Source organism: Escherichia sp. E3659, assembly GCF_005781135.1.
Classification (GTDB): Bacteria; Pseudomonadota; Gammaproteobacteria; order Enterobacterales; family Enterobacteriaceae; genus Escherichia.
In genome coordinates this window covers 1-18,876 of the sequence record NZ_VATQ01000038.1, presented here as the reverse complement: position 1 = coordinate 18,876, position 18,876 = coordinate 1, and the positions used below count along the sequence as shown (strand labels likewise).

At 48.3% G+C, this 18,876-nt stretch carries 17 protein-coding genes and 1 pseudogene; 11 read left to right on the top strand and 7 right to left on the bottom strand.

All coding sequences use genetic code 11. The features are described 5' to 3' along the window. The first annotated feature begins 111 nt into the window (after nt 1-111). The 7 genes from yddG (at nt 112) to FEK47_RS20930 (ending at nt 10,368) form a co-directional block, all read left to right on the top strand. Complete coding sequence (gene yddG, locus FEK47_RS20960; RefSeq protein WP_130210507.1) at nt 112-993, top strand: aromatic amino acid efflux DMT transporter YddG; 882 nt, start codon at nt 112-114, stop codon at nt 991-993. A 278-nt stretch (nt 994-1,271) separates the two neighbouring features. After that, nucleotides 1,272-2,660 (top strand): nitrate/nitrite transporter NarU, encoded by a 1,389-nt coding sequence (gene narU, locus FEK47_RS20955; RefSeq protein ID WP_130210509.1) that lies wholly within the window; start codon nt 1,272-1,274, stop codon nt 2,658-2,660. An 81-nt stretch (nt 2,661-2,741) separates the two neighbouring features. Then, nucleotides 2,742-6,482 carry a nitrate reductase Z subunit alpha gene (gene narZ, locus FEK47_RS20950; RefSeq protein WP_135487778.1) on the top strand — a complete coding sequence of 1,247 codons (3,741 nt, stop codon included), beginning with the start codon at nt 2,742-2,744 and terminating at the stop codon, nt 6,480-6,482. Next, the gene (narH, locus tag FEK47_RS20945; RefSeq protein ID WP_130210513.1) at nt 6,479-8,023 is read left to right on the top strand and encodes a nitrate reductase subunit beta; all 1,545 of its coding nucleotides are present in this window, start codon (nt 6,479-6,481) and stop codon (nt 8,021-8,023) included. Before narZ ends, narH begins: the two co-directional genes overlap by 4 nt. Further along, the gene (narW, locus tag FEK47_RS20940; RefSeq protein WP_135487779.1) at nt 8,023-8,718 is read left to right on the top strand and encodes a nitrate reductase molybdenum cofactor assembly chaperone; all 696 of its coding nucleotides are present in this window, start codon (nt 8,023-8,025) and stop codon (nt 8,716-8,718) included. The genes narH and narW overlap by 1 nt, the downstream gene beginning before the upstream one ends. Then, nucleotides 8,715-9,395: a respiratory nitrate reductase subunit gamma gene (gene narI / locus FEK47_RS20935; RefSeq protein WP_130224843.1), complete on the top strand. Its 681-nt coding sequence runs from the start codon at nt 8,715-8,717 to the stop codon at nt 9,393-9,395. The genes narW and narI overlap by 4 nt, the downstream gene beginning before the upstream one ends. 79 nt (nt 9,396-9,474) lie before the next feature. Continuing rightward, entirely contained in the window at nt 9,475-10,368 is an 894-nt protein-coding gene (locus FEK47_RS20930; protein ID WP_135487780.1) for a PhzF family isomerase, read from the top strand. Between the two features lie 108 nt (nt 10,369-10,476). Here FEK47_RS20930 and nhoA read toward each other — a convergent pair whose 3' ends face one another. Further along, complete coding sequence (gene nhoA / locus FEK47_RS20925) at nt 10,477-11,322, bottom strand: N-hydroxyarylamine O-acetyltransferase (RefSeq protein ID WP_135487781.1); 846 nt, start codon at nt 11,320-11,322, stop codon at nt 10,477-10,479. A gap of 174 nt (nt 11,323-11,496) precedes the next feature. On the opposite strand from nhoA, the gene FEK47_RS20920 reads away from it, so the two are divergent. Then, nucleotides 11,497-12,066, top strand: a complete 570-nt coding sequence (locus FEK47_RS20920) for a flavin reductase family protein (protein WP_135487782.1) — start codon at nt 11,497-11,499, stop codon at nt 12,064-12,066. 3 nt (nt 12,067-12,069) lie between these two features. On the opposite strand, the gene pptA is transcribed toward FEK47_RS20920, so the two are convergent. Continuing rightward, nucleotides 12,070-12,297: a tautomerase PptA gene (gene pptA, locus FEK47_RS20915; RefSeq protein ID WP_130210863.1), complete on the bottom strand. Its 228-nt coding sequence runs from the start codon at nt 12,295-12,297 to the stop codon at nt 12,070-12,072. A gap of 305 nt (nt 12,298-12,602) precedes the next feature. Here pptA and FEK47_RS20910 point away from each other — a divergent pair, with 305 nt between their 5' ends. Both FEK47_RS20910 and FEK47_RS20905 read left to right on the top strand, forming a co-directional pair. After that, nucleotides 12,603-14,579 carry an alkyl sulfatase dimerization domain-containing protein gene (locus FEK47_RS20910; protein WP_135487783.1) on the top strand — a complete coding sequence of 659 codons (1,977 nt, stop codon included), beginning with the start codon at nt 12,603-12,605 and terminating at the stop codon, nt 14,577-14,579. Nucleotides 14,580-14,681: 102 nt separating this feature from the next. Next, nucleotides 14,682-15,731 (top strand): GGDEF domain-containing protein, encoded by a 1,050-nt coding sequence (locus FEK47_RS20905; protein ID WP_135487787.1) that lies wholly within the window; start codon nt 14,682-14,684, stop codon nt 15,729-15,731. 74 nt (nt 15,732-15,805) lie between these two features. On the opposite strand, the pseudogene FEK47_RS20900 reads toward FEK47_RS20905, so the two are convergent. After that, nucleotides 15,806-16,355 (bottom strand): annotated as a pseudogene (locus tag FEK47_RS20900) (ISAs1 family transposase); the annotation flags it as partial. A 141-nt stretch (nt 16,356-16,496) separates the two neighbouring features. Here FEK47_RS20900 and FEK47_RS20895 point away from each other — a divergent pair. After that, nucleotides 16,497-16,730 (top strand): SymE family type I addiction module toxin, encoded by a 234-nt coding sequence (locus FEK47_RS20895; protein ID WP_032320587.1) that lies wholly within the window; start codon nt 16,497-16,499, stop codon nt 16,728-16,730. A 96-nt stretch (nt 16,731-16,826) separates the two neighbouring features. Here FEK47_RS20895 and FEK47_RS20890 read toward each other — a convergent pair whose 3' ends face one another. From FEK47_RS20890 to FEK47_RS20875, 4 genes are all read right to left on the bottom strand, one after another. After that, a complete protein-coding gene (locus FEK47_RS20890) occupies nt 16,827-17,195 on the bottom strand; it encodes a hypothetical protein (protein WP_135487784.1) in 369 nt (122 codons plus the stop codon). Beyond that, nucleotides 17,192-17,542, bottom strand: coding sequence for a hypothetical protein (locus FEK47_RS20885; RefSeq protein ID WP_240730981.1), 351 nt, complete (start codon nt 17,540-17,542; stop codon nt 17,192-17,194). The genes FEK47_RS20890 and FEK47_RS20885 overlap by 4 nt, the downstream gene beginning before the upstream one ends. Before the next feature lie 234 nt (nt 17,543-17,776). Next, on the bottom strand, nt 17,777-18,394 hold the full coding sequence (locus tag FEK47_RS20880) for a hypothetical protein (protein ID WP_138183359.1): 618 nt from the start codon (nt 18,392-18,394) through the stop codon (nt 17,777-17,779). A gap of 13 nt (nt 18,395-18,407) precedes the next feature. After that, on the bottom strand, nt 18,408-18,876 hold a 469-nt coding region (locus tag FEK47_RS20875), incomplete at its 5' end, for an AHH domain-containing protein (protein WP_171020863.1).

The following is an 18,876-nucleotide window of genomic DNA, read 5'->3' as shown; positions in this document are numbered from 1 at the left end:
TGACCTACCTCAATGGCGGTAGAAAAACACACCACTGCCTGACAGCCTGGTTAAAAAAATGCTATAAATTTCAGCTTAATTTTTAACGGCAAGAGAGACTAAACAGCGAGCATGACACGACAAAAAGCAACGCTCATAGGGCTAATAGCGATCGTCCTGTGGAGCACGATGGTAGGATTGATTCGCGGTGTCAGTGAGGGGCTCGGTCCAGTTGGCGGCGCCGCAGCTATTTATTCATTAAGCGGGCTGCTGTTAATATTCACCGTTGGATTCCCGCGCATTCGGCAGATCCCCAAAGGTTATTTACTTGCGGGGAGTTTCTTATTCGTCAGCTATGAAATCTGTCTGGCACTTTCCTTAGGGTATGCAGCAACCCGTCATCAGGCAATTGAAGTGGGCATGGTGAACTATTTATGGCCCAGTCTGACGATACTTTTTGCCATTCTGTTTAATGGCCAGAAAACCAACTGGCTGATTGTACCAGGATTATTATTAGCCCTTGGTGGCGTCTGCTGGGTATTAGGGGGTGAAAATGGCCTCAAGCCGGATGAAATTATCAACAATATCACTACCAGCCCGTTGAGTTATTGCCTGGCTTTTATTGGTGCTTTTATCTGGGCCGCTTATTGCACGGTCACCAATAAATATGCCCGTGGATTTAACGGTATTACCGTTTTCGTCCTACTGACAGGAGCAAGTTTGTGGGTTTACTATTTTTTAACGCCGCAACCGGAGATGGTATTTAGCACGCCCGTCATTATAAAACTTATCTCAGCGGCATTTACCTTAGGATTTGCTTACGCGGCGTGGAACGTCGGCATTTTACATGGCAACGTCACCATTATGGCGGTAGGTTCGTATTTTACGCCTGTGCTTTCGTCGGCGCTTGCTGCGGTACTGCTCAGTGCTCCGCTATCATTCTCTTTCTGGCAAGGCGCATTGATGGTCTGCGGCGGTTCCCTGCTCTGCTGGCTGGCAACGCGTCAACGATAAGCAAAGGCTACGACAATAAAGCCACGATTCATACGGCAACAAATACGTTTGCCGTATGTTAGTCTAAGAATAAGTAACAAATATGATGCATCACTGTTACATTCAGTAACACATATCCATTCAGATAATCAGCTTTCTCCCCCCGCAGTTTCGCTTTGTTATCTATTCTTTCAATCAGCACTTCACTATATCTACTCTTAATTCTAATAACGGACCATTGCGTCCAATGTCCTGCCTTGTCTTTTTTTCATTAACAATGTGTGCATGTGAGGAAGAATATGGCACTACAAAATGAGAAAAATAATCGTTACCTTTTGCGCGACTGGAAGCCAGAAAACCCGGCCTTCTGGGAAAATAAAGGAAAACACATTGCCAGAAGAAACCTCTGGATATCAGTAAGTTGTTTACTCCTTGCCTTCTGTGTCTGGATGTTATTTAGCGCAGTTGCCGTTAATCTCAATAAAATCGGCTTTAATTTCACTACCGATCAGCTTTTTTTATTAACCGCCTTACCTTCCGTTTCCGGCGCATTATTGCGTGTTCCCTACTCCTTTATGGTGCCTATATTCGGTGGACGCCGTTGGACAGTTTTTAGTACCGCGATTCTGATTATTCCTTGCGTCTGGCTCGGTATTGCTGTGCAAAATCCGAATACCCCTTTTGGGATATTTATTGTTATTGCTTTGCTCTGTGGTTTTGCTGGCGCGAACTTTGCTTCGAGTATGGGAAATATCAGTTTTTTCTTCCCGAAAGCCAAACAAGGCAGTGCATTAGGGATTAATGGCGGGTTGGGGAATTTAGGCGTCAGCGTGATGCAACTGGTTGCGCCGCTGGTGATTTTTGTACCGGTATTTGCTTTTCTTGGCGTCAATGGCGTACCGCAGGCCGATGGTTCTGTGATGTCGCTGGCGAATGCCGCATGGATTTGGGTACCGCTACTGGCGATTGCCACTATCGCCGCCTGGTCAGGGATGAATGATATTGCCAGTTCACGTGCGTCAATTGCTGACCAGTTGCCCGTTTTGCAACGGTTGCATCTGTGGCTGCTGAGTCTGCTCTATCTCGCTACCTTTGGCTCGTTTATCGGTTTTTCCGCCGGATTTGCCATGCTGGCAAAAACACAGTTCCCGGATGTGAATATTCTGCGCCTGGCGTTCTTTGGCCCATTTATCGGTGCCATCGCGCGGTCGGTGGGTGGTGCTATTTCCGATAAATTTGGCGGCGTGCGGGTGACGCTTATCAACTTCATTTTTATGGCGATTTTCAGCGCCCTGCTGTTCCTTACCCTACCTGGCACGGGTTCCGGCAATTTCATCGCATTTTACGCTGTGTTTATGGGGTTATTCCTTACCGCTGGTTTGGGAAGTGGTTCTACTTTCCAGATGATCGCCGTCATCTTTCGCCAGATAACGGTTTATCGCGTGAAGATGAAAGGCGGTAGCGATGAACAGGCCCAGCGAGAAGCAATCACTGAAACGGCGGCGGCGCTGGGCTTTATTTCGGCCATCGGCGCGGTGGGCGGCTTCTTTATTCCACAAGCATTTGGCATGTCGCTCAATATGACCGGCTCGCCAGTGGGCGCGATGAAAGTGTTTTTAATCTTTTACATCATCTGTGTACTGCTGACCTGGCTGGTTTATGGTCGGCGGAAGTTCAGCCAAAAATAAGAGATCGATGCCTGATGTACAACCGTGTCGCATCCGACAAGGCATCAGATCCCAAATCATTCCTGGAGCAGGAGTCATGTCATGAGTAAACTTTTGGATCGCTTTCGCTACTTCAAACAAAAGGGCGAAACCTTTGCCGATGGTCACGGACAGGTGATGCATAGCAACCGCGACTGGGAAGATAGCTATCGTCAGCGTTGGCAATTCGACAAAATCGTGCGTTCCACCCACGGCGTTAACTGTACTGGCTCCTGTAGCTGGAAAATCTACGTTAAAAATGGCCTGGTGACCTGGGAAATCCAGCAGACCGACTACCCGCGCACTCGCCCTGACCTGCCCAATCATGAACCCCGCGGATGCCCACGCGGCGCAAGTTACTCCTGGTATCTTTACAGCGCTAATCGCCTGAAATACCCGTTAATTCGTAAACGACTGATTGAACTGTGGCGCGAAGCCCTTAAACAGCACAACGATCCGGTACTGGCGTGGGCATCGATTATGAATGACCCGCAAAAGTGCTTAAGCTACAAACAAGTGCGTGGGCGCGGCGGGTTTATCCGCTCCAACTGGCAGGAACTAAACCAGCTGATTGCCGCTGCTAACGTCTGGACCATCAAAACCTATGGCCCGGATCGCGTTGCCGGTTTCTCACCGATTCCGGCGATGTCGATGGTATCTTACGCCGCCGGAACGCGTTATCTGTCGCTGCTTGGCGGCACCTGTTTAAGTTTCTACGACTGGTATTGCGACCTGCCTCCCGCCTCGCCAATGACCTGGGGCGAGCAAACCGACGTGCCGGAATCCGCAGACTGGTATAACTCCAGCTACATCATCGCCTGGGGATCTAACGTACCGCAGACGCGCACGCCAGACGCTCACTTCTTTACTGAAGTGCGCTACAAAGGCACCAAAACTATCGCCATTACCCCTGACTACTCGGAAGTAGCGAAACTGTGCGACCAGTGGCTGGCGCCAAAGCAAGGCACTGATAGCGCCCTGGCGATGGCGATGGGCCATGTGATTTTAAAAGAGTTTCATCTCGATAATCCCAGCGATTACTTTATCAACTACTGCCGCCGCTACAGCGATATGCCGATGCTGGTAATGCTGGAAACTCGTGAAGATGGCAGCTATGTTCCCGGGCGTATGATCCGCGCGTCTGACCTGGTGGATGGACTGGGCGAAAGCAACAATCCGCAGTGGAAAACCGTGGCGGTTAATACCGCAGGTGAACTGGTGGTGCCGAACGGTTCGATTGGTTTCCGCTGGGGCGAAAAAGGCAAATGGAATCTGGAATCCATTGCCGCCGGTACGGAAACCGAATTGTCGTTAACCCTGCTCGGTCAACACGACACCGTTGCAGGCGTGGCCTTCCCCTACTTTGGCGGCATTGAAAATCCGCACTTTCGCAGCGTAAAACACGATCCGGTACTGGTGCGTCAATTACCCGTTAAAAACCTGACATTAGCCGATGGCAGCAACTGTCCGGTCGTCAGCGTTTATGATTTGGTACTGGCGAATTACGGCCTCGATCGCGGGCTGGAAGATGAAAGCAGCGCGAAAGATTACGCTGAAATCAAACCGTACACCCCAGCCTGGGGTGAGCAAATTACCGGCGTACCGCGCCAGTATATTGAAACCATCGCCCGCGAATTTGCCGATACCGCCCATAAAACGCATGGGCGCTCGATGATTATCCTCGGTGCTGGCGTCAACCACTGGTATCACATGGATATGAACTACCGTGGGATGATCAATATGCTGATCTTCTGCGGGTGTGTCGGGCAAAGCGGCGGCGGCTGGGCGCACTATGTCGGTCAGGAAAAACTGCGCCCACAAACCGGCTGGTTGCCGCTGGCCTTTGCGCTCGACTGGAACCGCCCACCGCGCCAGATGAACAGCACCTCGTTTTTCTACAATCACTCCAGCCAATGGCGCTATGAAAAAGTCACCGCGCAGGAATTGCTCTCACCGCTCGCCGATGCCAGTAAATACAGCGGTCATCTGATTGATTTCAACGTTCGCGCCGAACGTATGGGCTGGCTCCCTTCTGCGCCGCAGCTGGGGCGTAACCCGCTCTCCCTGAAAGCCGAAGCCGACAAGGCCGGATTATCCCCCGCCGAATTTACCGCCCAGGCACTGAAGTCAGGTGAGTTACGCATGGCCTGCGAACAGCCGGACAACGGCAGCAACCATCCGCGTAACCTGTTTGTCTGGCGTTCAAACCTGCTTGGCTCTTCTGGCAAGGGCCACGAGTATATGCAGAAGTATCTGCTGGGTACGGAAAGTGGTATTCAGGGGGAAGAACTTGGACCGACGGAGGGGATCCAACCGGAAGAAGTTGAGTGGCAAACTGCAGCGATTGAAGGCAAGCTCGACCTGCTGGTGACGCTCGACTTCCGCATGTCCAGTACCTGCCTGTTCTCCGATATTGTTCTGCCTACCGCCACCTGGTACGAAAAAGACGATATGAATACCTCGGATATGCATCCGTTTATTCATCCACTTTCTGCGGCGGTCGATCCGGCCTGGGAATCACGCAGCGACTGGGAAATCTACAAAGGTATCGCCAAAGCCTTTTCGCAAGTGTGCGTGGGACATCTCGGCAAAGAAACGGATGTTGTGCTGCAGCCGTTGTTACACGACTCTCCGGCAGAGCTCTCACAGCCGTGTGAAGTGCTCGACTGGCGCAAAGGCGAATGCGATCTGATCCCGGGTAAAACCGCGCCGAATATTGTAGCGGTGGAACGCGACTACCCTGCTACTTATGAACGCTTTACCTCGCTCGGGCCATTGATGGATAAACTTGGCAACGGCGGCAAAGGGATTTCGTGGAATACCCAGGTTGAAATCGATTTCCTCGGCAAACTCAATTACACCAAACGCGATGGCCCGGCACAGGGGCGTCCGCTGATTGACACCGCTATTGATGCATCGGAAGTGATTCTGGCACTGGCACCGGAAACCAACGGTCATGTTGCAGTTAAAGCGTGGCAGGCGCTGGGCGAGATCACCGGACGCGAACATACTCATCTGGCGCTGCACAAAGAGGACGAGAAGATTCGCTTTCGCGATATTCAGGCGCAGCCGCGTAAAATTATCTCCAGCCCCACCTGGTCCGGTCTGGAAAGCGATCACGTCTCCTACAACGCCGGATACACCAACGTTCATGAGTTAATTCCGTGGCGCACGCTGTCGGGCCGTCAGCAGCTCTATCAGGATCATCCGTGGATGCGTGCCTTCGGTGAAAGCCTGGTGGCTTATCGCCCGCCTATCGACACCCGCAGCGTCAGTGAAATGCGCCAGATCCCACCAAACGGCTTCCCGGAAAAAGCACTTAACTTCCTGACGCCGCACCAGAAATGGGGCATTCACTCAACCTACAGTGAAAACCTGCTGATGCTGACGCTCTCTCGCGGCGGGCCGATTGTCTGGATCAGCGAAACCGATGCCCGTGAACTGACCATTGTCGATAACGACTGGGTGGAAGTGTTTAACGCCAACGGCGCGCTGACTGCCCGCGCGGTGGTCAGCCAACGTGTACCGCCGGGTATGACTATGATGTATCACGCCCAGGAACGCATTATGAATATCCCCGGCTCGGAAGTAACCGGCATGCGCGGCGGCATTCATAACTCGGTCACCCGCGTTTGCCCGAAACCGACGCATATGATTGGCGGTTACGCGCAGCTGGCCTGGGGCTTCAACTACTACGGCACCGTCGGCTCGAACCGCGACGAATTCATCATGATCCGCAAGATGAAGAACGTTAACTGGCTGGATGATGAAGGTCGCGATCAGGTACAGGAGGCGAAAAAATGAAAATACGTTCGCAAGTCGGCATGGTGCTTAACCTCGATAAATGTATCGGCTGCCATACCTGTTCGGTGACCTGCAAAAACGTCTGGACCGGACGCGAGGGCATGGAGTACGCATGGTTTAACAACGTCGAAACCAAACCGGGCATTGGTTACCCGAAAAACTGGGAAGATCAGGAAGAGTGGCAAGGCGGCTGGGTCCGCGATGTCAACGGTAAGATCCGTCCGCGTCTGGGCAGCAAGATGGGCGTGATTACCAAAATTTTCGCCAACCCGGTCGTCCCGCAGATTGACGATTACTACGAACCTTTCACCTTCGACTACGAACATTTGCATAGCGCGCCGGAAGGTAAACATATTCCTACTGCTCGCCCGCGTTCACTGATTGACGGCAAACGGATGGACAAAGTGATCTGGGGGCCAAACTGGGAAGAACTGCTGGGCGGCGAGTTTGAAAAACGCGCCCGCGACCGCAACTTCGAGGCCATGCAAAAGGAGATGTACGGGCAGTTTGAAAACACCTTCATGATGTATCTACCGCGCCTGTGCGAACACTGCCTCAATCCCAGCTGCGTGGCGACCTGCCCCAGCGGCGCTATCTACAAACGCGAAGAAGACGGCATTGTGCTGATCGATCAGGATAAATGCCGAGGCTGGCGTTTGTGCATTAGCGGTTGTCCGTACAAAAAAATCTACTTCAACTGGAAAAGCGGCAAGTCAGAAAAATGTATCTTCTGTTATCCGCGAATTGAGTCAGGCCAACCCACCGTGTGCTCAGAAACCTGCGTGGGTCGCATCCGGTATCTGGGCGTGCTGCTTTACGACGCCGACCGCATTGAGGAAGCGGCGAGCACCGAACGCGAGGTTGATCTCTATGAGCGCCAGTGCGAAGTGTTCCTCGATCCGCACGATCCCTCAGTGATCGAGGAAGCCCTGAAACAAGGTATTCCACAAAACGTGATTGAAGCTGCTCAGCGTTCGCCTGTCTACAAAATGGCGATGGACTGGAAACTGGCGCTACCGCTGCACCCTGAATATCGCACCCTGCCGATGGTCTGGTACGTTCCTCCGTTGTCGCCGATTCAGTCCTACGCTGATGCGGGCGGTTTGCCGAAAAGCGAAGGCGTGCTCCCCGCCATCGAAAGCCTGCGTATTCCGGTGCAATATCTCGCCAATATGTTGAGTGCCGGCGATACCGGCCCGGTACTGCGGGCGCTAAAAAGGATGATGGCGATGCGCCACTATATGCGCTCACAAACCGTGGAAGGCGTAACGGATACCCGTGCCATCGACGAAGTGGGTTTGAGCGTCGCTCAGGTCGAAGATATGTATCGCTATCTCGCTATCGCCAACTATGAAGATCGTTTTGTCATTCCGACCAGCCATCGTGAAATGGCGGGCGATGCCTTCGCAGAACGCAACGGCTGCGGCTTTACTTTTGGCGACGGTTGCCACGGCTCGGACAGCAAATTCAACCTGTTCAATAGTAGCCGGATTGATGCCATCGACATTACCGAAGTACGCAATAAAGCGGAGGGCGAATAATGCAGATCCTCAAAGTGATCGGCCTGTTGATGGAGTATCCGGACGAGCTGTTGTGGGAATGCAAGGAGGACGCGCTGGCGTTGATCCGCCGCGACGCGCCGATGCTTACGGATTTCACCCGTAACCTGCTTGACGCGCCGCTGCTGGATAAACAGGCCGAATGGTGCGAAGTGTTTGACCGTGGACGTACCACATCGCTGCTGCTGTTCGAACACGTTCATGCCGAGTCCCGCGATCGAGGCCAGGCAATGGTGAACCTGCTGGCGGAGTATGAAAAGGTCGGTCTGCAACTGGATTGTCGGGAACTGCCTGATTATCTGCCGCTGTATCTGGAGTATTTAAGCGTACTGCCGGACGATCAGGCGAAAGAAGGGGTACTCAACGTTGCGCCGATCCTCGCCCTGCTTGGCGGACGCTTAAAACAACGCGAGGCACCGTGGTATTCGTTGTTTGACGCCCTGTTGCATCTGGCGGGTAGTACACTTTCAAGTGACAGTGTCACTAAACAGATTCGCAGCGAAGAGCGCGACGACACCCGTCAGGCGCTGGATGCGGTGTGGGAAGAGGAACAGGTGAAGTTTATTGAAGATAACGCCACGGCGTGTGACAGCTCGCCGCTTAATCAATATCAGCGACGCTTTAGCCAGGATGTCGCGCCGCAGTATGTCGACATCAGTGCGGGAGGTGGGAAATGATTCAGTATCTGAACGTCTTTTTTTACGATATCTACCCGTACTTGTGTGGCACGGTTTTTATCCTTGGAAGCTGGCTGCGCTACGATTACGGGCAGTATAGCTGGCGCGCCGCCTCCAGCCAGATGCTGGATAAACGCGGGATGGTGCTGTGGTCGAACTTGTTCCATATCGGCATTCTGGGGATCTTCTTCGGCCATCTGTTTGGCATGTTAACGCCGCACTGGATGTACGCGTGGTTTCTGCCGGTGGCGGTAAAACAGCAGATGGCGATGGTGCTCGGTGGTATTTGCGGTGTATTGACGTTGATTGGCGGTGCGGGGCTGCTGGTGCGTCGTTTAACAAATCCGCGTATCAGGGCGACGTCTTCTGGTGCGGATATCCTGATCCTCGCCATTTTGTTAATTCAGTGCATTCTTGGGTTAACCACCATTCCCTTTTCAGCACAACATCCGGACGGCAGTGAAATGATGAAGCTGGTGGGCTGGGCGCAAAGCATTGTCACTTTCCAGGGCGGTGCATCGACGCATCTTGATGGTGTAGCTTATATTTTCCGTCTGCATCTGGTGTTGGGGATGACCATCTTCCTGCTCTTCCCGTTCACACGACTGGTGCATGTCTGGAGCGCGCCGTTTGAGTACTTTACTCGTCGGTATCAGATTGTGCGTTCGCGGCGATAATCATCACCCTGGCCGGATAGCCCTTCGCTCTCCGGCCTGTTGCAGGCTATGATAGTTCTCCAGCCACAGGAGAACGTTAATGAAACCGCAGGTTTACCACGTCGATGCTTTTACCTCTCAACCGTTTCGCGGCAATTCTGCCGGTGTTGTTTTCCCTGCCGATAATCTCAGTGAAGCGCAAATGCAACTTATCGCCCGCGAATTAGGGCATTCGGAAACTGCTTTTCTGCTGCACAGCGACGACAGCGATGTGCGCATTCGCTACTTTACGCCAACGGTTGAAGTGCCGATTTGCGGTCACGCGACCGTGGCAGCACATTATGTACGTTCGAAGGTATTAGGTTTGGGAAATTGCACGGTCTGGCAAACGTCGCTGGCAGGAAAACACCGCGTGACTATCGAAAAGCACAACGATGATTATCGTATTTCGCTGGAACAAGGTTTTCCTGGCTTTGAGCCACCGCTGGAAGGTGAGACACGTGCGGCGATTATCAACGCGCTTCATCTCACTGAAGACGATATTTTGCCAGGCTTGCCAATTCAGGTCGCAACAACAGGACACTCAAAAGTGATGATTCCGCTGAAAACAGAAGTGGATATCGACGCCCTTTCGCCTGACCTTGCTGCGCTGACCGCTATCAGTAAACAGATTGGCTGCAATGGTTTCTTCCCGTTCCAGATCCGCCCAGGCAAAAATGAAACCGATGGTCGCATGTTCTCGCCTGCGATTGGTATTGTGGAAGATCCGGTGACCGGCAATGCCAATGGTCCGATGGGTGCATGGTTGGTACATCACAACGTATTGCCCCACGATGGCAGCATGTTGCGTGTTAAAGGCCATCAGGGGCGCGCATTGGGTCGTGATGGAGTGATTGATGTGACGGTGACAATTCGCGATAACCAGCCGGAGAATGTCACCATTTCTGGCACTGCGGTGATTCTTTTCCATGCCGAATGGGCAATTGAACTCTGAAACCGTTGCAATAGATGGCAGAAAAACAAATTGCCTGATGCGCTTCGTTTATCAGGCCTACAATCGCCGGATAAGGCGTTTACGCCGCATCCGGCACTCTGGCACAAACTATTTCCCCGCCTCCGGATGTGTATCAAACGCTGCCATCACCAACGCTAACTCATCCACAGTAAACCCATGTTTGGCATCATCCACGCCCAGTCCAAACTGCTCCTGCATCACCGCATACAACGACACCACATCCGGTAGATTTAGCTGCTCCACTGCATGTCCATTTTCATAATGGGTGAAATGAAAATTGGTCAGTGTCAGCTTGCCACCGTCCGGCAAATGGCGGCACATTAACAAATGATGGCGAAAATGCGATTGCGGCCAGTGCGCCGACCAGAAATTACCCATCACATAATCGCTTTGTTGCTGCTCGCAGAGATCAAAACGGTACATCGACTGCCAGTGCTGATGATGATTAAACTGCAAAACCCAGTCGTCCCCTTCCTGTAACAGCCGATATTCGCCATGTGGCGTTGTTTGCGCGATATCCGGCACTAAACGGATTGGCGCGGTCAGCGTCTGACCACCAAAACCAACGTCGGCAATCCATTGTTCACCTTCCAGTTCTACTAACAACAGACGGTGCGTGCGCGGCGGTAATGATGGTGGATTAGATAACACTACGCGCCCTAACAGACTACGTACATGAAAACCCAGCTCGCGTAATACCCGCTCAAACACGCCATTCTGTTCAAAGCAATAACCGCCACGCCGGGCGAACACCAATTTCTCTTCCAGAGATTGATCATCAAGCTGCATTTCCCTCGGCAGCAGAACATCAAGATTTTCAAATGGAATGGTGCAATTGTGTTTCAGGTGTAATGCACGAAGCGTATCAATATTGACCGCAGCAGCTCCCGACCAGTTAATGCGGGCAAAATAATGATTCAGAATGGGCGTCATCAGGCGTTTCCGTTAGTGGTTTTATCAACTTATAACCTGGAATAGACGCCGCACAGGCTATTTTGTGCGATCGCGGACATGCATCACGTTCGCAAATCGCCGATCCCGTTAATTTCGTTGCTTATTGCGTTACGAGCTACGCTTTTAAAACAACCTTCTTAGCGAGGCGATACCGTGAGCCGATTCATCCCCGTCGAATTACACCATGCCAGCCGTCTGTTAAATCATGGCCCTACTGTCCTGATCACCAGTTTAGATGAGCAATCCCAGCGGCGTAACATTATGGCTGCAGCCTGGTCGATGCCGGTGGAGTTTGAACCTCCACGCGTGGCGATTGTGGTAGATAAATCGACATGGACGAGGGAGTTGATTGAGCGTAACGGTAAATTTGGCATCGTTATCCCAGGCGTTGCAGCGACTAACTGGACGTGGGCAGTGGGAAGTGTATCTGGGCGTGAAGAGGATAAATTTAATTGCTATGGCATTCCGGTGGTGAAAGGTCCGGTGCTTAGTTTGCCACTTGTTGAAGAGAAATGTCTGGCGTGGATGGAGTGCCGATTGCTACCAGCGACTTCTGCGCAGGAGAAATACGACACGCTGTTTGGCGAAGTGGTATCGGCAGCGGCAGACGCACGGGTATTTGTCGAAGGCCGCTGGCAGTTTGATGATGATAAACTCAATACGTTGCATCATTTAGGTGCTGGCACGTTTGTTACCAGCGGCAAGCGTGTTACGGCTGGCTAAGCATTACATGCTGTAACCAGGTTTCTTTATCAAGGCATCCATTTGGGGCGCGATTTCGGCGTCCCAGATAGCTTGCCATGATTCTGGTTGAATCTGCTGTAGCGCAATGCTTATCGAACTGTCTTTACTGTTCAGATGGCGAATAATAACGTCGGTAATATCTGCAGCAAGCGCTGCTTTTTGTTGCTCGTCCAGTTCACGCGGAAAACATTTAATGTCTATGTGCGGCATGATTGTGCTCCTTTTGAAAGATGTCAGTAAAATTAACACACGTTGTGAATGTCGTGTGTCCGGTAATGCGTTTTTACGGCAATAATGCCTACTTGAAATTGTATATATTTGTACTACACCCTTTTAAATAAGGCACCAACGAAAACGTTAACTTGCAGAATATATTCTTCGCCAATATGCCATTAAGAAAACATCAAGTTCCCGGCTTGCCAATTTGTTAACGCCCATTATAGTTATTCTTGCCCTCACTAAAAATTTGCATCCGTAATTACCCCCAATAAAAATCCATTCTGGAGACACTTAAGATGCAGCTTAATCATATTGTTAAAAGTCTGCTAATAACGGGATTATTCACCACCAGTTCCTTACCTCTCCTCGCGGCGGAAGCCCCTAAAAACGCCACCGCAGCCACGCAGCAAGCAAACAATTTACTCTATAACCAGTTGCCGTTTTCCGATAACACTGACTTTACTGATGCCCATAAAGGTTTTATTGCCCCTATTCCTCAGGACGTGATTAAGGGCGAACAAGGAAATGTTATATGGGATCCACAACAATACGCTTTTATCAAAGAAGGCGATAAAGCCCCTGATACGGTGAATCCAAGTTTATGGCGTCAGGCGCAACTGATAAATATCAGCGGATTATTTGAAGTGACTGAAGGTGTCTATCAGATTCGTAACCTTGATTTATCAAATATGACCATCATTGAAGGCAAAGAGGGTATTACCGTCGTTGATCCACTTGTTTCAGCAGAAACAGCCAAAGTTGGGATGGATCTCTATTACAAAAATCGCGGCCAGAAACCGGTAGTGGCGGTTATCTACACACACAGTCATGTCGATCACTACGGTGGTGTTCGCGGCGTAATTGATGAAGCTGACGTTAAATCAGGCAAAGTTAAAATCTATGCGCCAGCCGGATTTTTGGAGGAGGCCGTTTCCGAAAATATTATGGCTGGCAATGTGATGAGCCGACGAGCCAGTTATATGTATGGCAACTTATTGAAACCTGATGTTAAAGGCCAGGTCGGCGCGGGACTGGGAACAACCACTTCAGCAGGAACGGTCACGTTGATTGCTCCTACTAACTACATCACCAAAACCGGGCAAAAAGAAACTATTGACGGGTTGACCTATGATTTTCTGATGGCGCCAGGTTCCGAAGCGCCTTCTGAAATGCTGTGGTTTATTGAAGAAAAGAAACTGATCGAAACGGCAGAAGATGTCACGCACACCCTTCACAACACTTATTCGCTGCGTGGTGCCAAAATTCGCCAACCGCTGCCGTGGTCAAAATATATTAACGAAGCACTCAATTTATGGGGTGATAAAGCCGAGATTATTCTCGCTCAACATCACTGGCCAACCTGGGGCAACGATAACGTGGTCAAACTGCTTAAAAGCCAGCGTGATTTGTATCGTTACATCAATGATCAAACTCTGCGTATGGCAAATCAGGGGATGACCCGTGATGAAATTGCCGCAAACTTTAAACTGCCCTCTTCACTGGCTAACACCTGGGCGAATCGCGGCTATTACGGTTCGGTGAGCCATGATGTGAAAGCAACTTATGTGCTTTATCTCGGCTGGTTTGATGGTAACCCCGCAACGCTTGATGAACTGCCGCCAGAAGAAGGCGCAAAGAAATTTGTCGAGTATATGGGCGGTGCTGATGCCATTTTACAAAAAGCCAAACAGGATTATGACCAGGGTAATTTCCGCTGGGTTGCTCAGGTTGTCAGTAAGGTGGTGTTTGCGGATCCAAACAACCAGGCAGCGAGAAATCTGGAAGCTGATGCGCTTGAGCAGTTAGGCTATCAGGCTGAATCTGGGCCGTGGCGTAATTTCTATCTCACTGGCGCACAGGAATTGCGTAACGGCGTACAAAAATTACCAACACCAAATACTGCCAGCCCTGACACTGTGCGTGCAATGACGCCAGAGATGTTCTTTGATTATCTTGCCGTCCATATTAATGGTGAGAAAGCGGCAGACGCTAAAGCCATGTTGAATTTCGATTTTGGTGAAGATGGCGGCACCTATAAAGTGGAGCTTGAAAATGGTGTTCTCAATCATACCGCTGGTGTAGAGGCTTCGGATGCTGATGCCACTATCACTCTGTCTCGTGATGTATTGAACAAAATAGTACTGAAAGAAGAGACGCTGAAAGAAGCCACGGACAAAGGAGATGTCAAAATTACTGGCAATGCGGAAAAACTCAACGAGCTGTTAGGTTATATGGATAATTTTGAGTTTTGGTTCAATATAGTAACACCATAAATTCAGTATAAATCGGGCAGGTTTCCTGCCCTTTTCTGGTTATAAGAAATGGTTTCTGATAAAAGAAAAAACGCTCATTGTTCGTGGAAAAATCGCCAGGATATGGTTATTCGCGGAATGTCGATTAGCCTGCCGTGGTTTGCCTTGATTAACATCTGTTTTTCATCGATGATTTTGCTGCGTGGTATTTTGTTTAATGAGGACATGACCTCAGGGTTTAATGAGAAAAACCTTGTATATACTATTGATATTTCATCTTTCGGCATTCTGCTGATTAGTGGCCTTTTATTGTTCATCTCCCGAAAAAAAGTGCTGTATATTCAGCAACTATTGGTCATTCTAAGCCTGTTATGGTCATGGTGTTGCTTTTATTTCATTGCACACTGGACGCTACCTTTTGCTTATCCTCTGTGTGTATTATTAATGCTTAGTGCCGTTGTTGCGCTGTATTTTCACACGCCATCATTACTCGCATTTATCACTCCATTATGGTTTAGCATCCCGTTAGCCAGTCTTGTTCTCAATCAGTATGTGAATGTTCATTTCGCTGTTATCTGGAGCCTTTTTTCACTGGCGCTATATGGTGGGCGACTTATTTTATTACGTTGGTTTGAAGAAGCATGGCAACAAAACAAGTACAACAACCAGTTAATTAATCGCCTTGATGCATTAGCACATCGTGATCCTTTAACTGGGATAGCAAACCGACGTGCAATGAACAGTATCTTACACGACGCGATAGATAACGGCGGGTCATTTGCTCTCATTATGTTGGATGTCGATTTTTTTAAACGCTACAACGACACCTACGGGCACCCAGCGGGCGATAAATGTTTGATACAAGTTGCCGACGCCCTGCAACGCGCAATACGCCAGCCTGAAGATATAGTCGCTCGTTATGGTGGCGAAGAGTTTGCCATCCTACTTTTTAATGCAACATTGCCGGAAGCTGAGGCGGTAGCAGCCAGAGTGAATCAAGAACTTAAACTGGCAGCTATCCCGCATCAGGCATCTGCTGTTAGTGCATTTGTTACGGTTAGTCAGGGGATTGCCTGTTCTGCTCCCGCAAAAACGGCTGAACAAATTGTTTCAGATGCCGACGCCGCGTTATACCGTGCGAAAGAAAATGGGCGAAATCGATGGGCTTTATAAGCATTAGGGGACTGGCCAGATTACATCTCTCCGCTCTTAACAAGGGCTGACGGGTGATAATATTTGTCCAGAGCTATCTTCTCTGCGATGTCTTTCTGGCATTCATTGGAGCGGTGGTGATTATTTTTCCTTTAATGCCCATCATGTTAAGACGTTCAGAAATCACATAATCTCATTGGATTTTTCATCCGTCTTGATCTTCCCGAAGACCAGGCTGTGCATTGTTGAGAATGCACCAATAACGAGAGTCGCTCCCCTCCGACGACTTTTATCTTAAGAGTGCTGGAGCGTTTTTCCATCAATTGCGATGACGTCTTTATCATCTGAAGAGTGACATTCACGCATCCAGTTAATATAGCACTCATGAAATTTTACAGGACTGATACAGGATGCAACTCTGGCAATAATATCGTGAACAGGAATACCATTTTCAAAATCACCATATCGCTTCAAAAAATCGAGATGCGTTTCTCCAAAATCCTCTATGTCTTCACATCTTTCTGCACCAGAAATAACGACGCAAATAGTCAACAGTAGAATATCAGACAATTTATGTTCCACTTTCCAGGCTTGTTTGTAATCGGGGATAATAGAAATATGTTCCATCAATTTTTTAAGTTCAATTTTGTTATCCTTAATTATGTAAGGAGTATTTGATCATGTATAAGCAATGAAAAATAGCTTTAGGTAATAAGGAATATCTCAATTATTGAACATAAAATGCGAATTATTTAGTACAAAAAGTGTACTTCTGATGATCTTTCCCTGGGTTATCTGCCCAACCGCAGCGACACACCGATGATCAAAATCAGCGCCAAATGGCTGAGAGAAGCGGGATTTGAGATCGGCACGGGCGTTACCGTGAAGATCTCGGAAGGTTGCCTGATCCTGCTCGCGGATAACAACGAAGTACAGGAACTGCGCAGGGAGCTTTATCAGGTTAAACAGGCTGTTAAGGGAATGCGGGACGGGATGTTTAGTGTGCTGAACGAGAGTTGAATAGTAAAAAAGTCAGGAAGATATTATATATCTTCCTGGTGCCCTAGCTTTTACGGAAGTAGACATTTTTAAATTAATTATTAATCTATTAAAAATTCAATAGAATTCTATTTTACAATTAGCAAGTTCGTAATGTCTATTATCAGATAAAATAATTTCACTACCAACTATCTTACCAGTAAACAACCCTAGTTCTTTTGCGCCTTGTTCAATTTGTTTTCGCCACCCCTCAATATCCCCTTTATATGATAAAGCATGTAAAAGTTCACCAGACGGAAGCCATAATTTACAATTTTCGGTTATTGCGCCACCACTCTTTGGAATTGAAGGTTCTATTTTGTTGGTTACAGCAATAAACAATCCTTCACCAACAAAATGATCATTACCGTCATCTGAAACATAACGGTATTCTCGCCATTCAACAGGCGTTATACCAGGAATTTCTCTTTCGTCGACTAACATCATGGAATTACCTTAAATGATATGTTATTGAGACCAGCATTCTTAAATATAGCACTATAATGAGCAGCAAGTTCTGAGCTATTCGTGTGATAAATGACATTATCAAATGCTACGGAATATTTCTGTGCCTGAGCCAACATTGTTTGTTGCTCTTTAATAGCAAAGGGTGCACGACCAATAGAACTTTCAGGATTTCGTAGAGACTTGGACCAATCATCGACATATTTTGCTTCTATAGCAGTTTTTTTCCCATTTATAATAACAAAGTGATCAGCTATTCCCCTAACTTTATTTCCATTAATGACGACATTATATTCTCTTGCGGATTGAGGCAGCTTACCACCGTACATATTCTGTATTTTTTCTTCATATGCTCGAGCGTTAACGTTACAACGTGATAATCCAAGTGGATCGATCCAGCCTAACGAATTAGGCGCATAAGCATACAGGTTTAACCCGCCTCTTAGCCCTATCGGGTCAGGACGGTAAATCTACTCCATCGCAGGTTCATACTACTGGCTTCACTCGTATATCCCTAAAACAGCCGCATCATAGTCCATCTATTAGCCTCTTACTTTGATAAATTAAGTAGGGTAGATCCTGATGTTTCCACCATTTCCTAAGCATTCATTAATAATCAATGGATCATTTGATTCTATCAGATAGGTTCGCTCAAAATAAAATGAAGACCATACTTTTTCGTATATTTTCATTATTTTATCATTATTATAAATATAATCCACCTCACTATACTCTCCATCATACATGAAAGTATATTTATTCTTTATCAGGTTATTTTCAATATTTATAAATACAATCTTATTCAACCCAGTATTTTTACTATTTTCAAATGTACTACTATACAAAAGTTCAAGAATGGTATTTTCACGATAAATATAAAAATTTCTATACACAATCCATTCGTTATCTTTCTTACGATGGCTGGCGTATGTTATTTTCTCTATTATCCTATTTTGTTCATCAACATAATAGCATTGTTTGTTTACTCCAGGAGTTGAGTTATTTTTCAACATTCGCCCAGGCTTATAACCTAAAAGCTCGGATGCATACGGTTCTATAGAGAAGGCAGGCATAACACCATACCCCCATCTACAAGTAGTCCTTTCTCTATTCATCTGATCTATCAGTTCCGAATACATTCCATTGTAATCTTCATATAAACTTTTCAGAAAATCTTTCATGTGATCATACTCTTTATTGGACAGGAAACGTTTTGCCAGTACTTAGTTCTACTTTAAGTTGTGCAAGCCCAGCTTCAAAATCAGCTTTTGTTCTTGCATTTTTCAACGTATCCCACACATGTTGTTTATATGCATTTCCATGTACACCTTCACCACCGTGAGCAGTAGCTTTTGTCCCCGGTAACCGATAATCAGAGTTTTTGGGCAGCCATACACCATTTCTGGAATCGTTTATATCTATACCTAAACGATCCATCCTTCTACGTAACCACCGCATACGTACATCGCTGGAATTAGACATAACCATATGATGTGGTCGATAGTGACTACTTGGTGCTGCTCCCAAATTACCAGATAATTTTTTTGCGTCACTAGAGCAACTTAATCCTAACGGGTCGATCCATCCCAGCGGATTCGGTGCATACTGATAAAGGTTTATTCCCCCAAGCAGCCCTATCGGATCATCGGGACGATCCGGTACA

Coding starts and splice junctions, on each gene's coding strand:
- narW (WP_135487779.1), top strand. CDS start 8,023: ATGCAGATCCTCAAAGTGATCGGCCTGTTGATGGAGTATCCGGACGAG.
- FEK47_RS20880 (WP_138183359.1), bottom strand. CDS start 18,394: ATGAAAGATTTTCTGAAAAGTTTATATGAAGATTACAATGGAATGTAT.
- narU (WP_130210509.1), top strand. CDS start 1,272: ATGGCACTACAAAATGAGAAAAATAATCGTTACCTTTTGCGCGACTGG.
- narZ (WP_135487778.1), top strand. CDS start 2,742: ATGAGTAAACTTTTGGATCGCTTTCGCTACTTCAAACAAAAGGGCGAA.
- pptA (WP_130210863.1), bottom strand. CDS start 12,297: ATGCCGCACATAGACATTAAATGTTTTCCGCGTGAACTGGACGAGCAA.
- nhoA (WP_135487781.1), bottom strand. CDS start 11,322: ATGACGCCCATTCTGAATCATTATTTTGCCCGCATTAACTGGTCGGGA.
- narI (WP_130224843.1), top strand. CDS start 8,715: ATGATTCAGTATCTGAACGTCTTTTTTTACGATATCTACCCGTACTTG.
- yddG (WP_130210507.1), top strand. CDS start 112: ATGACACGACAAAAAGCAACGCTCATAGGGCTAATAGCGATCGTCCTG.
- FEK47_RS20905 (WP_135487787.1), top strand. CDS start 14,682: ATGGTTATTCGCGGAATGTCGATTAGCCTGCCGTGGTTTGCCTTGATT.
- FEK47_RS20910 (WP_135487783.1), top strand. CDS start 12,603: ATGCAGCTTAATCATATTGTTAAAAGTCTGCTAATAACGGGATTATTC.
- narH (WP_130210513.1), top strand. CDS start 6,479: ATGAAAATACGTTCGCAAGTCGGCATGGTGCTTAACCTCGATAAATGT.
- FEK47_RS20885 (WP_240730981.1), bottom strand. CDS start 17,542: ATGTACGGTGGTAAGCTGCCTCAATCCGCAAGAGAATATAATGTCGTC.
- FEK47_RS20930 (WP_135487780.1), top strand. CDS start 9,475: ATGAAACCGCAGGTTTACCACGTCGATGCTTTTACCTCTCAACCGTTT.
- FEK47_RS20890 (WP_135487784.1), bottom strand. CDS start 17,195: ATGATGTTAGTCGACGAAAGAGAAATTCCTGGTATAACGCCTGTTGAA.